This window comes from Marivirga aurantiaca (assembly GCF_016679925.1).
Classification (GTDB): Bacteria; Bacteroidota; Bacteroidia; order Cytophagales; family Cyclobacteriaceae; genus Marivirga; species Marivirga aurantiaca.
Genome location: NZ_JAEQBW010000001.1, coordinates 449,563 through 462,475, shown reverse-complemented (window position 1 = coordinate 462,475; position 12,913 = coordinate 449,563). Strand labels below are relative to the sequence as shown.

11 protein-coding genes and 1 riboswitch are annotated in these 12,913 nt (G+C 36.4%); of the genes, 2 read left to right on the top strand and 9 right to left on the bottom strand.

The annotated features are described in order from the left end of the window. Window positions 1-20 precede the first annotated feature (20 nt). Both JKA74_RS02020 and guaA read right to left on the bottom strand, forming a co-directional pair. A complete protein-coding gene (locus tag JKA74_RS02020) occupies window positions 21-1,802 on the bottom strand; it encodes an ABC transporter substrate-binding protein (protein ID WP_201429485.1) in 1,782 nt (593 codons plus the stop codon). A gap of 69 nt (window positions 1,803-1,871) precedes the next feature. Further along, entirely contained in the window at window positions 1,872-3,401 is a 1,530-nt protein-coding gene (guaA, locus tag JKA74_RS02015) for a glutamine-hydrolyzing GMP synthase (protein ID WP_201429484.1), read from the bottom strand. A gap of 432 nt (window positions 3,402-3,833) precedes the next feature. On the opposite strand from guaA, the gene JKA74_RS02010 reads away from it, so the two are divergent. After that, window positions 3,834-4,955 carry a BamA/TamA family outer membrane protein gene (locus JKA74_RS02010; protein WP_201429483.1) on the top strand — a complete coding sequence of 374 codons (1,122 nt, stop codon included), beginning with the start codon at window positions 3,834-3,836 and terminating at the stop codon, window positions 4,953-4,955. Between the two features lie 107 nt (window positions 4,956-5,062). Here JKA74_RS02010 and JKA74_RS02005 read toward each other — a convergent pair whose 3' ends face one another. Beyond that, window positions 5,063-5,860 (bottom strand): DUF547 domain-containing protein, encoded by a 798-nt coding sequence (locus tag JKA74_RS02005; protein WP_201429482.1) that lies wholly within the window; start codon window positions 5,858-5,860, stop codon window positions 5,063-5,065. 50 nt (window positions 5,861-5,910) lie between these two features. On the opposite strand from JKA74_RS02005, the gene JKA74_RS02000 reads away from it, so the two are divergent. Then, complete coding sequence (locus JKA74_RS02000) at window positions 5,911-6,633, top strand: TIGR04283 family arsenosugar biosynthesis glycosyltransferase (protein ID WP_201429481.1); 723 nt, start codon at window positions 5,911-5,913, stop codon at window positions 6,631-6,633. An 81-nt stretch (window positions 6,634-6,714) separates the two neighbouring features. On the opposite strand, the gene rimK is transcribed toward JKA74_RS02000, so the two are convergent. The 6 genes from rimK to JKA74_RS01970 form a co-directional block, all read right to left on the bottom strand. After that, a complete protein-coding gene (rimK, locus tag JKA74_RS01995; protein WP_201429480.1) occupies window positions 6,715-7,626 on the bottom strand; it encodes a 30S ribosomal protein S6--L-glutamate ligase in 912 nt (303 codons plus the stop codon). A gap of 63 nt (window positions 7,627-7,689) precedes the next feature. Beyond that, on the bottom strand, window positions 7,690-8,889 hold the full coding sequence (locus JKA74_RS01990; RefSeq protein ID WP_201429479.1) for a homoserine dehydrogenase: 1,200 nt from the start codon (window positions 8,887-8,889) through the stop codon (window positions 7,690-7,692). After that, a complete protein-coding gene (locus tag JKA74_RS01985; protein ID WP_201429478.1) occupies window positions 8,876-9,889 on the bottom strand; it encodes a homoserine O-acetyltransferase family protein in 1,014 nt (337 codons plus the stop codon). The genes JKA74_RS01990 and JKA74_RS01985 overlap by 14 nt, the downstream gene beginning before the upstream one ends. Next, the gene (locus JKA74_RS01980) at window positions 9,876-11,204 is read right to left on the bottom strand and encodes an O-acetylhomoserine aminocarboxypropyltransferase/cysteine synthase family protein (RefSeq protein ID WP_201429477.1); all 1,329 of its coding nucleotides are present in this window, start codon (window positions 11,202-11,204) and stop codon (window positions 9,876-9,878) included. The genes JKA74_RS01985 and JKA74_RS01980 overlap by 14 nt, the downstream gene beginning before the upstream one ends. Before the next feature lie 12 nt (window positions 11,205-11,216). Further along, window positions 11,217-11,660 carry an OsmC family protein gene (locus tag JKA74_RS01975; RefSeq protein ID WP_201429476.1) on the bottom strand — a complete coding sequence of 148 codons (444 nt, stop codon included), beginning with the start codon at window positions 11,658-11,660 and terminating at the stop codon, window positions 11,217-11,219. 293 nt (window positions 11,661-11,953) lie between these two features. Then, window positions 11,954-12,047, bottom strand: a riboswitch (SAM riboswitch). 136 nt (window positions 12,048-12,183) lie between these two features. Continuing rightward, window positions 12,184-12,858, bottom strand: coding sequence for a lysoplasmalogenase (locus JKA74_RS01970; protein WP_201429475.1), 675 nt, complete (start codon window positions 12,856-12,858; stop codon window positions 12,184-12,186). Between the last annotated feature and the right edge of the window lie 55 nt (window positions 12,859-12,913).

Sequence of the window (12,913 nt, the reverse complement as noted above, 5' to 3'; positions counted from 1 at the left end):
ATTAATTCTATTTCTTTATATTATTTATTACCATCTTCCTTATCAAGCATTTTCAGGTCCAGGTTTTCCAGCTTCATGATAGGAACAAACTGGTTGTCATTGGCATTTGAATAATCAAATCCATGGTATAGAAATCCATTGGTATATCCTTTTTCATAAATACCATATTGGAAGTAATTACCATATTTGATCAAATTTCTCCCGAAAACCATCATTGTTTCATATCCATCATAACTGAACTGGCTAGGCAATGTGTTGTAAGTATTTTTATATTTTTGCTTAAAGTTAGCGACTTTCTGAGAGCTGAAATCAAAATAGTTTTGCCCTATCATGATTACCCCCATTCTCTCCAACTGCTCAAAGGAAATTTGGTTGATGTCCAGCCAATCTTCAAACCCCAGAACCGGCAACCCATCCCTCCGTGTATCCACAGCACTTAGTACATTGGATATTAATAAATTATCGGAAGAAGCCACCATTATATGGCCTATGCTATCTTTGGACAAATACAGTTCATCATCTTTGTCTACTCTTACTTTCACCGATCGTTTAGTAGTTAATTCACCACTGCTGTTTTCCTCATATACTGTTGTTAATTCTTTCAGTATCTCTGTAGACTCTTCAGGCGTGACTGCCTGGGCAAACCATGTTATTTTAAATGAATCTGCTTCTAAATATTTTCTGTAAGAATGAGCAAATATGGAATCCTGGCTACTTTCACCATAGAAAATAGTAGCCCTTTTATTGGGGAAATTTTCTTTCACATAATCAGCGGCCTTTTTAGCCCTGGTTTCCGTTGTGGATTTCAGAAGGAATGAGTAAGGGTTTGTACCAATTATTGAAGAACTGGTGGATAAAGGATTCACCATGTTTATTCTGTTTTTATTGGAATAATCCGTCATTAGCTTAAATGGGGCAGGATATAAAGGACCAATCACCATATCCATTTCCAATAATTCACCTGATGCCAGTATTTTAGCTGTTGCAACACTATCTCTTTTTGTATCATAGGCAAAAAGCTTGATTTTCTGGCCATCCTCGTTCAACTCATCTGCTGCTTGTTGTATTCCCTGATATAAATCCAAAACAAATTGATTGGCCTTGTTTCCCATAGTAGTAGTCAGGTTATCTGCCATGAATGGGAGCATAACGGCCACATTATAAGTTTTTTTCTTTTGAGATACATTCTTATCAAAGAAATCATATTCAGCTTTTTCAAGATCAAAAGATTCAATCAGGAATTCCAGCAATTCAATGGGGCGGTCAACTAATGGTTTTTTACTAATTACTTCCGCCAGATGCTTGGCTAGTACACTATCATATGGATTTAGCTCAATTGCTTTTTGCAATAATGGAATGCTGTCATACCTGTTCAGGTGTTTCTTTTTAATTACACTTGCAATTTCTTTCAGATCAGTTTTTTTAATCCCGTTCAATACTTCAAGCCCTTTAAATAAATCCGCTTGATCCAGTAACATATGGCCATACCAAACATTCAATTCATCTAGTTTATCCCACTGTGGATGTGTAATCCTCACCTTCCGAAATTGTTCCATTCCCTCCTTCTCATTACCTGTTTGATAGGCTGAAATACCATAAAAGTAAGACGCATATAAGTAAAAAGGATTTTGCTCGTCAGAATCCAGAACTTTTACGAATTTATTCTTGGCCATTTGGTAATTACCTTCCCTGAAATAATTTTTTCCGGATAAATATTCTGATTGGTAATTAACCTGCCCTAAACTTTGAAAAGCTATTAACGAACTAATTATTAACAGGCAACATTTTACTGATTTAGACATTGAGTTTTGTTTAGTGCTACAATAATTATATTAACTTATTAAAACCATAGCTTAATATTTAGAAACATTTTATTCCCATTCAATAGTAGCAGGAGGTTTGGAACTAATATCATAAACCACTCTATTCACTCCTTTTACTTTATTGATAATCTCATTGGAAACATCACTTAAAAAGTCATACGGTAAATGTACCCAGTCGGCTGTCATTCCATCCACACTTGCTACTGCCCTTAAGGCTACCACACTTTCATACGTCCTTTCATCGCCCATCACTCCTACTGATTGAACTGGAAGCAAGATAGCTCCTGCCTGCCATACTCCATCATATAATCCGGTTATTTTCAAATGGTTGATAAAGATATAATCTACTTCCTGGATTACTCTAACTTTTTCAGGAGTGACATCCCCTAAAATACGAATAGCCAGGCCCGGTCCCGGAAAAGGATGTCTACCTAATATTTTTTGATCAATTTCCAGGGCTTTTCCCACTAAACGAACACCATCCTTAAAAAGTGTTTTTAAAGGCTCTACTACCTTCAAGTTCATTTTAGCCGGTAATCCTCCTACATTGTGATGCGATTTTATGGTAGCCGATGGTCCCTTCACCGATACGGATTCGATAATATCAGGGTAAATAGTTCCTTGTGCCAACCATTTCACATTCTGAATTGTTTTAGCTTCCTGATCAAAGATTTCAATGAAAGTACGCCCAATCGCTTTCCTTTTCTCCTCAGGATCTGACAAGCCTGCCAAAGCAGAATAAAATTGTTGCTTGGCATCCACTCCTTTTACATTTAGCCCCATGTTTTTATAAGAAGCCAATACTTCTTCGTATTCATTCTTGCGTAACAGCCCATTGTCAACAAAAATGCAATAGAGATTTGTTCCAATTGCATGATGTATCAACATAGCCGCAACGGATGAATCTACTCCACCAGACAGACCTAATACTACTTTATCATTCCCTAATTGTTCTTTTAATTCTGCAATGGTCACATCAGCGAAAACGTCCGGGGTCCAATCTTGTGCACAATGACAGATTTCTACCAGAAAGTTCTCCAAAAGCTGCTTGCCTTCCAGGCTATGCGTTACTTCCGGGTGAAATTGAATGCCATAAGTAGGCTCATCTTCTATTTGAAAAGCTGCTACCTCTACCGTGGGGGTACTGGCAATAATTTTAAATTTCTCAGGCAATGATTTAATGGTATCCCCATGTGACATCCATACCTGCGAACCAATGGTAATATTTTTCAGTAGTGCATTTTTTGAGTCAATTGATGACAATTTAGCCCGACCATATTCCCTGATTTCAGAAGGCAAAACATGCCCTCCATTTTTGAACGCCATATATTGCGCTCCATAACATACTCCCAAAATAGGGACTTTGCCACGATACTTTGATAAATCCACCTGCGGACATTCCGCATCGCGCACGGAACAGGGACTTCCTGACAGGATAATCCCTTTGATATCCGGGGTCAATTCCGGAGCATCATAAAAAGGTTGTATTTCACAATAAACATTCAGTTCACGTACACGTCTTGCTATTAATTGGGTGTATTGAGAACCAAAATCAAGGATTAATATTTGCTCAGCCATGGTGCAAAAATAACAGGATGAATCAGTTAAGCATAAACTTTTTTTATCAACCTTTTAAATACCTGATATACAGCGAATTAAAAATGAAAATAAATGATTAAAGAAAATTGAATCATAATTAAACCCAATTATTTAACCCTATTGTCTTAAATTATTTTTTCCACATGTTTTATATTAACCTCACAAATATTGAATTTTGCATTTTGCCACTTCACTAAAATGCAATTCCATTTCAGAATTCGTTGCTGCTAAATACATCCTAAAAAATCAATTAGAGATTTATCAGAAATAATAAAATCTTTAATTTTTTGAGCTAGTCAATTCGGTATTTAATTAAGCTTTATTGATTATTTATTTAAACTTGCTGACTTTAAATTAAAATAAACAGATAATTTTGAGGCCTAAAGATTATATTCGTAAAATAAATTGCAAATGGAATACCGGTTCAAATTCACTTTAATTGGAATATTATTCATTTTAGTAGCAACCACAGGTATTTGCCAGGATACAACTTTAGATGCCCCACTTCCCATAGATTCCTCCAAATTGGAATTGGACAAAAATTCACTTTTCCCACTTCCGGTCGTATATTATACCCCGGAGTCTGGTTTGTTTTTTGGGGCCAGCTTATTATATAATTTCTATATCGACAGAGAAAAACCAATTAACGCCAGTCAGATACAATTGGCAGCCGGCTATACCACTAAGGATCAATTATTGATATTTTTTCCATTTCAGCTTTATTGGAACAAAAATAAGTGGCGTAGCATCGGAGAATTAGGATTTTATAACTATGCCTATCCGTTTTATGGTGTTGGCAACAATAATCATCAAGAAATTTACTCCACCTATCGAGCCCTATTTCCTAGGGCACGTATATTTTTTCTGAAAGAGCTAAAGCCTAATTTATATGTAGGTGCTCGTTATTGGTTCGAAAACTATGATATTATTCAGTGGGAAGAAAATAGTGATTTTGTTCAGGAAGAAGTTGAGGGTGCTATTTATAACCGAACCAGTGGCATAGGCCCGGCACTTATATACGACACGCGTGATGGTGTTTACTACCCTACTTCCGGCCATTATTTGGAAAGCTATTTGGAGATCAATCATCAATATACCGGCAGTACACACAATTATACTGCTATCTCTTTTGATTATGCCTACTATTATCCATTATTTGATAAAACAGTGATTGCAGCCAATGCTTATAGCTTATCTAATTTTGGCACTGTACCTTTTAACAGACTGGCTCAATTAGGAGGAAATAAAAAGATGAGAGGTTATTTTCAGGGGTTCTTTCAGGATAAAAATTTATTACTGGGACAATTAGAAGTCCGGCAGGAATTATTTTGGAGAATTGGAATGACGGCATTCGCTTCCACAGGTCAGGTAGCAGAAAAACTGGATGAATTTGGCATGAACAGATGGAATTTTGCTGGTGGTGCGGGGCTCAGGTTCAGGTTTGATACTAAAAAGAAAATTAATGTGAGACTGGATTATGCCATAGGTAAAAACAGTAACGGCTTTTACATCTCTTTTAATGAGGCTTTTTAATAAGCTACTCTATTTGATCACTAAAAGAAATTCATTAAAATTTTGAAATAAAAGAACCTACCAAACATGAAGTTCAATAAGTTCTTTCCCCTAACAAATATTCTTTTTTAAGGCTTCAGATCTGTAAAGTTACCTAAATCCAATGTCCAGTCATACTCTTTATAGTTTACATTGGGTTCAGCACCCTCAGGAATAATATTATAGGATTTCAAAACACCTAATACTCCACCACGCTCTGTAAAATCTCCTCTAAACCAACTAAACAACACTGTAACATTCACCACATTTTCAGATCTATCATAGATTGTAGTCCTTTCCAGAAATTGTTTGGCGATAGTATCTAATTCTTCATCTAAATTTACAGCACTGTATATAGCAATATGCGGACAACTTCTGGCACCACAATTTAAAGCAAAATGAATTCTTCCATCTGTTTCACTCACTCTGAATTCTTTTTCAATTTCACCTGCAAAAGGATCTTTTAAGAAGCCCAGTGAAAGCTTCACCTTAGACCCACGGATGATCCCATGTTCAATAAAGTCAAAGCTCATCATTTCTCCGCCTATATTAATCTGGTCAGCTTTAAAAAATTCACTCCTTTCATCAAACAATGATGGGTTTTCCATTAATATTATCTGTACATAAGCATTATATACATTTATCCAGAATGCTTTTGTTTTATTATCGGTATCTAAGGATTTCGCAAGTTTATCCAGCGAAAGTTCTTTCATCTGAACAATATAAGGAGTATAATTTTCTTTATTTTTTATAGCACCTAAAAGTTTCATGCTTATTTGCACATATTCATTTGTCTCATTTCTGACAATCGACTGTGCTTTCAACTGGGATAGATTGATAAGTAAAATAAAATAAATAATATGTAATGAAAATATAAATCTTGTCATTGCTGTTAGTTCGTAAGTATGAGTTAAATACGATAATAAAAATCATCCAGATGTTCCCGACCAAAAATAAAAGGATAAGTGTCATTATTCCGACAATTAATGAAGCTCCTCATATTGGCAAATTAGTAAAGTACATTCATCAATATGGACAAAACCATTTGGCTGAAATTATTGTGGTGGATGCCAACAGCACTGACAGCACCAGGGAAGTGGCTTACTATAATGGCGCACATATAATCAGTACGGCAATTGCCTCCAGGGCACATCAAATGAATCTGGGAAGCAAAAGTGCTACAGGGGAAATCCTCTATTTTATTCATGCTGATGCCCTGCCACCAAAAAGCTTTGTAAATGATATCCACAAGGCTGTAGCAGGAGGGCATCAATTTGGTTGTTACAGGTTTCGTTTTAATTCCAAAAACCCCTTGTTAAGGGTAAATTCATTTTTCACCAGGTTTAAGTTTTTATGGTGCAGGGGAGGCGATCAAACCCTTTTTATTGAAAAAAAGGTATTTGAACAATCATCCGGTTTTGATGAAAGCTATGTGATGATGGAAGATTTTGAATTGATAAAAAGACTTTGGAATCAGTATTCTTTTACTGTTATTCCCAAATCTGTAATTGTATCGGCCAGGAAATATAAGTTGAATGGCTATTTTAAGGTGAACATATCCAATTTAATTATCTTCAGGATGTTCCAAAAAGAGTGTGACCCCCAGGTATTGAAGGATAAATATTATCAGTTAATTAAACACCCTAAAGATAAAAGTTGAAAAAAGACAGAGGTCTTTCAATGAATGAAAAACCTCTGTCATTGCATTTCCATAAAATACTACTTTAATTTCTGTAGAAAATCAGGCTTTGACTTTATCTTTTGGTAAGCGTTTTTTGTCTTTTCCCCGTTCTATATACTCTATAATTTTGCCAGCTATATCAGCACCTGTGGCTTTTTCAATTCCTTCCAAACCCGGGGAGGAATTTACCTCCAAAATTAAAGGTCCTCTGGAAGATTGTAACATATCCACTCCTGCAATTGCCAGCCCCATGGCTTTAGCGGCTGTCAAGGCAGCTGTTTTCTCAGCCCTGCTCAGTTTTATCACATTGGCCGAACCTCCTCTATGTAGATTGCTTCTGAATTCCCCTTCTTTTCCCTGGCGCTTCATAGCTCCTACCACTTCCCCATCCACCACAAATACACGAATATCTGCTCCACCAGCTTCCTTAATAAATTCCTGCATAATAATCCTGGCTTTTAAACCTTCGAAAGCTTCAATTACAGAAACTGCTGCTTTCCTGGTTTCGGCTAAAACCACACCCAAGCCTTGTGTTCCCTCCAATAACTTCAATACCACCGGTGCTTTACCCAGATGTTCCAGAATATATTCTCCGGCATTTTCTGAACGATTGGTGAATGCTGTTCTGGGCATACCCAAACCACTTCTGGAAAGGATTTGTAAACTCCTTAGTTTGTCTCTTGAACGGGTGATGGCCAAAGAATCCACTGCACTAAAAGTTTTCATCATTTCAAATTGACGTACAACTGCAGTACCATAAAATGTAACCGAAGCACCAATTCTAGGAATAATTGCATCTATCTTATTTAACTGTTCTCCATGGTAATAAATTGAGGGGCCCTCTTCATCCATAATAATATCACAATGCATATGATCTAAAATAAGGGCTTCATGACCACGTTTTTCAGCAGCTTCAATCAGCCTTTTTGTGGAATATAATCTGGGATTCCTGGATAGGACTGCAATCTTCATTTTCTAAATTTTAGATTTTAAATATTTGTTTGCCCCGAATTAAGATAAAATAGTTTGAGTTACCTAAACTAACACACCGGTATTAGCATTTATTTTTAATATATTCTCGGGTAAACGTATGCAGGTAAACGTAGCTCCTTCTTTTATAGTTTTTAATAAGGCTGTCAATGAAGCTTTTACAATCCAATAATCTTTTCCCTGATCCACTATTTTTTCGAAGTCAAGTCTGTTTAAAATTGATTCTTTTCCTGAAATATAATAAGTGTCAACGAGAGAGGAGAGATTTGAAATGGTTTGGGCACTTTTGGGAAATTGATAACATATATCTTTGGTAATATCCTTTAGGTTTGACAATACTGCTGAGCTTGTGGGCCAGCTACCAGCCCCTTTACCTTTAAAGAATTGTAAACCTGCATACTTCGCATCTACTTGAACAGCATTGTACTCCTGGTGCACTTGAGAAAAATCCTCTGAAGCTCCCACAAATTCAGGAGCAACGGATGCGGTCAACTTTCCCTTATTCCACTCTGCCTTACCCACTAATTTAATTTCCGCATCAATGCTTTTAGCAAAATCAATAGCCTCCTTGCTAACTTGTTCAATACCAATCATAGGAATATCTTCAGCTGCCACATGAATTCCAAAGCTGTGCAAAATCAAAATGGACAACTTAAATCGTGTATCTTCCCCGCTTACATCAGAATAAGAATCCAACTCCGCAAAACCAAGTTTTTGTGCTTCTTGCAAAGCCTTATCGTAAGGCCACCCTTGTGCTGACATTTGTGAAAGTATGTAATTACAGGTTCCATTGGCAATAGTGGAAATTGTACGAATTTCATCCGAGCTGAATTGCTGATCTAATAACCTGATAATAGGAATACTACCACAAACAGCTCCTTCATACAGCAGAACGCCTTCGTTTTCTTTACGAATCCGTAGCAACTCCTGATGATAGAGAGAAATCATTTTTTTATTGGCAGTTACCACAAATTTTCCATTTCGCAAGGCTTTTGCTACTATTTCAAAAGCTTCATGCGGATCATTGATCAACTCAATAATGATATCCAACGTATCATCATTCAATAAATCATTGGCATCAGTGTAAATAATGTCTTTATCTACAGGGAAATTACGCTGCTTTTGAGGGTTCTTCACTGCTATTTTTTTGATGCTGACAGGAAACTCCCCATCTGCTTTTATTGACTGGTAAACTCCACTGCCTACCACACCTAAACCAAATAATCCTGCTTTATATTTTTTCATCTACTACTTTATTAAATTTTTTATAAATAAAAGAACTAATCAAATTTCCCTCCAGCAAAAAAGCATCATGCCCTTTGTCTGAAATGATGGTTTCAAATGAAGAATTGGGAATTTTACTACTCAGGTAGATCTGCTCTTGAATAGGAAATAACTGGTCTGAATCTATTCCTATACAAAGTGTTTCCGTAAGCACCTTTTCCAAAATAGTTTCATCATTTCCCTCCCGATCAAAAGAAATATCATGGGCATCCATCATTTTGGAAAGTATTTGATAAGAATCGGGGTTAAATCTTTTATGGAATTTCGCGCCCTGATATTTCAGATATGTAACAGCCTTTAATTCATTGCTCTCTCCTTTCCCACTCTGCTGAGCTTCAAAATCCTGGTAGGACCGATAACTTAGCATGGCAATTCCTCTGGCTAATGACAATGCTTCCTCCATTAATTTTAAATCTTTTCCTGCCAATTGAATCGCTCTTCTTTGCAAATCATTATAAGCAATACCCCAGGCGGAATGCCGTGCATTGGAAGCGATAATAATCTGTCTTCTAATCACTACAGATTCCATGATACTCCACTCCAATACCTGTTGACCTCCCAATGAGCCCCCAATTAAGTAATCAATACTCTTGATATTTAATGCTTTTCGCAAATCGATAAAAGCATTGATCACATCCCTATTATGTAATTCAGGAAAATTATCATTATAAGCTTCTTCAGTATCAGGATTGATGGAAAGTGGTCCTGTACTTCCATAGCATGAGCCCAACATATTGGCACAAATTAAAACATGCTTATTCAAGTCGATAAACCCACCATTTTCTTTGAATAAAGAAGGCCACCATTCCTTAACAGTGGCACTTCCGGTAAAAGCATGGCAAACCCAAACTACTTCTTTAGCAGGAGATAGTTCTCCTGAAATTTCATAGTATAGAGATGCCTTTGATAATGCTCCACCATTCAACAATTGGAAAGATTCAGGTAATTTATGCTGTGGCATATGCTGTTGTATGAATTTTTTCGAATGATTGCTGCAGATCAGCAGTGATATCATCAATATGCTCTATTCCTACAGAAATTCTGAGCAATGTAGGCAACACACCAGCAGCTAGTTGTTCTTCATCAGAAAGTTGCTGATGAGTAGTTGCTGATGGCTGGATGATCAGAGTTTTCGCATCCCCAACATTGGCCAAATGGCTTACCAGTTTCAGGTTATTGATAAAAGCTTTGGTATCTTCCTTGTCACCCTTCAACACAAACGAAAGTACCCCGCCATAGCCATTCCTTAAATATTTTTTACCCAATTGGTAGTACTTACTGGATTCCAAGCCTGGGTAATTCACTTTCTCCACCAACGGATGTTTCTCAAGCCAATACGCCAGTTGCAGTGCGTTATCCACTGTTTTTTGTACCCTCAATGATAGAGTTTCCAGCCCTTGAATTAAAAGGAAACTATTGAAAGGACTTAAAGCAGGGCCGAAATCACGAAGCCCCTCCACTCGTGCACGAATGGCAAAAGCAATATTCGGCAAGCCCAAAGGATTGTTATCTCCGAATGTTTCCCAGAAGTTCAGTCCGTGATAACCTTCTGATGGTTCAGAAAATTGAGGAAATTTACCATTGCCCCAATTGTAATTCCCCCCATCAATAATTACTCCTCCAATAGAAGTACCATGTCCTCCTATCCATTTAGTAGCCGATTCGACCACTACATTGGCCCCATATTCAATAGGCCTGAACAAATATCCACCGGCTCCAAAAGTATTATCTACTACAAATGGGATATCATATTTTTTTGCAAGCGCAGCAATGGCTTCAAAATCCGGAATATTAAAAGCCGGGTTGCCAATAGTCTCAACGTAAATAGCTTTAGTCTTCTCATCAATCAATTTCTCAAAAGCTTCAACAGATTCATCAGCTGCAAAGCGCGCCTCAATACCAATCCTTTTGAATGAAACTTTAAATTGATTATAGGTACCACCATATAAAAAACGAGTGGAGACTAAATTGTCACCAGCTTCCAAAATATTAGTAAGAGCGATGAACTGAGCTGCCTGCCCTGAAGCCACTGAAACAGCAGCAACGCCACCCTCTAGAGCAGCAATACGCTTCTCAAAAACATCATTGGTAGGATTCATAATCCGTGAATAAATATTCCCGAATTCCTTTAGTGCAAACAAATTAGCTCCATGATCAGAGTCGTTAAAGACAAAGCTGGAAGTTTGATAAATAGGCACCGCCCTTGAATTGGTAGTAGGATCCGGTTCCTGACCGGCATGTAATTGTAGTGTCTCGAATTTTAATGAATTTGACATAATCTTAGAATTTTAATTGTTAGAAAATTGAAAATTTATTGGTGTAACATTGGATAAATTATCGTTAACAGGACATCTGCTTTCAATTGATTTTAACCATTTTACTTTTAATGTATTACTGATGATGGTAGATGTTTTAATATTTACCTCAATGGATTGGTATCCTGCCCTGTGACTAAATGAGCGACCAAATAATCTCTCAGGATTTATATCTCCCTGAATATTAATTGATAAATCTTTTAAGCTAATCCCTAATTCTTTAGCTACTATATGAGCAACTACATTAATACAACCAGCATAGCCTGCCAAAATGTATTCTACCGGGTTTGGCGCAAGATTAGTGCCTCCCAAAGCCTGAGGTTCATCAACAAAAAATTTAAAACCACGCACTTGAATGGCGGTTTTAGCAGCAGATTCACTTTGTGAAGCCACTCTAAATTTCAATAAGTGTGACATTTGAAAAATTGAATAAAATAAATATTGAGAATGAAAGAATTATGCTCGGAAAGAGCTACTTACAGAATTGAATAATAGATTTTAATGAAAAGGAATACCTTTAAACTTTAAAATCAACAATCCTGAAGCGTTGGAGATTAGTTGTTAGCAACAACAATGCATGCACATTCGCATACAAAAAATTATTCTTGAAATAGAAATTTGTTGATTGGAATTTAGAATTTGAGAATCAAATCCTGTTACTCTGTTCGTTTCGCTAGGTGCGAGAATTTCGATTGTGTTCATTGTCCTACTATTTATATTTCCCTTTGTTGGGCAGGATTTGGCACCTTGAATCAGGTTGCCAGAGGATCACAGAGCCTGTCTCTCACCTCTTCGTTATAAATTGACTCGTATTATGCTTCAAATGTAGGAAATGCTTTTTGAAACATACAACATTATTCTAAAAAAATTTACAATATGTTTTTACTTACCTGCCTAATGAAAATAAAGAATGGCATATAATTAACTTATAATCAATTACTTAAGATTCATTTGGATGTTTTAAAAGACCATTCACTATTGTCCATTGAGCTGCTATATAAGTGATCATTACAGCAAGCCCCGCATAAGGAATGGTTTCTGCAAATCTATTAATGGCTAAAATTGAATCAGAAACTACAAAAAGAATCGCTCCAATAAATACCCATTGAAAACTGGAAGAGCTGGTCTGGCCTCTTCGATACCATGCAAAAACCACCATTAATGAAATTATTACTGCATAAAAACCCACCGGAATTTGTATTATGCCATCAAGGTAAGGCAATATCAAATACCCCATAAGAACGGCATATCCAATGACTACAAAGGGAACAACTGATAAATGAAATTTAAGTCTCCGTTCATAAGTTGCTTTCCAGTAAGCCAGAATATAAAACAAGTGGGCAACAAGAAATGAGCCGAGTCCGGCAAAAAAGAATAAGAAATTTTTGTCTGTAAACAACAACATAACGTCACCTATCCAGCTGAAAGCTAAGGCTAAAGTGACGTGAATAACCCATTTTTCGTTTTTACGATGATCCGATTTTTCCCAGAAAAACATTAACAATGTTAAAACTAATAAAGGCTTACATATCTGATGTAATAATTCTATTTGAAATAACAATGAAATAATCTCTCCTACAGCTGCCAGAAAGAAAAAGTATTTTTTGGAAATCATTTACATTTACTTTAAAAATGAAAGTAAGTATTATTTCCTGCTAAATAAAGAATTA

Excerpts from the sequence above, each read along its gene's own strand:
- rimK (WP_201429480.1), bottom strand. The coding sequence starts at position 7,626 with ATGAAGATTGCAGTCCTATCCAGGAATCCCAGATTATATTCCACAAAA.
- JKA74_RS01985 (WP_201429478.1), bottom strand. The coding sequence starts at position 9,889 with ATGCCACAGCATAAATTACCTGAATCTTTCCAATTGTTGAATGGTGGA.
- JKA74_RS02020 (WP_201429485.1), bottom strand. The coding sequence starts at position 1,802 with ATGTCTAAATCAGTAAAATGTTGCCTGTTAATAATTAGTTCGTTAATA.
- JKA74_RS01975 (WP_201429476.1), bottom strand. The coding sequence starts at position 11,660 with ATGTCACACTTATTGAAATTTAGAGTGGCTTCACAAAGTGAATCTGCT.
- JKA74_RS01980 (WP_201429477.1), bottom strand. The coding sequence starts at position 11,204 with ATGTCAAATTCATTAAAATTCGAGACACTACAATTACATGCCGGTCAG.
- JKA74_RS02005 (WP_201429482.1), bottom strand. The coding sequence starts at position 5,860 with ATGACAAGATTTATATTTTCATTACATATTATTTATTTTATTTTACTT.
- JKA74_RS02010 (WP_201429483.1), top strand. The coding sequence starts at position 3,834 with ATGGAATACCGGTTCAAATTCACTTTAATTGGAATATTATTCATTTTA.
- guaA (WP_201429484.1), bottom strand. The coding sequence starts at position 3,401 with ATGGCTGAGCAAATATTAATCCTTGATTTTGGTTCTCAATACACCCAA.
- JKA74_RS01970 (WP_201429475.1), bottom strand. The coding sequence starts at position 12,858 with ATGATTTCCAAAAAATACTTTTTCTTTCTGGCAGCTGTAGGAGAGATT.
- JKA74_RS01990 (WP_201429479.1), bottom strand. The coding sequence starts at position 8,889 with ATGAAAAAATATAAAGCAGGATTATTTGGTTTAGGTGTGGTAGGCAGT.
- JKA74_RS02000 (WP_201429481.1), top strand. The coding sequence starts at position 5,911 with ATGTTCCCGACCAAAAATAAAAGGATAAGTGTCATTATTCCGACAATT.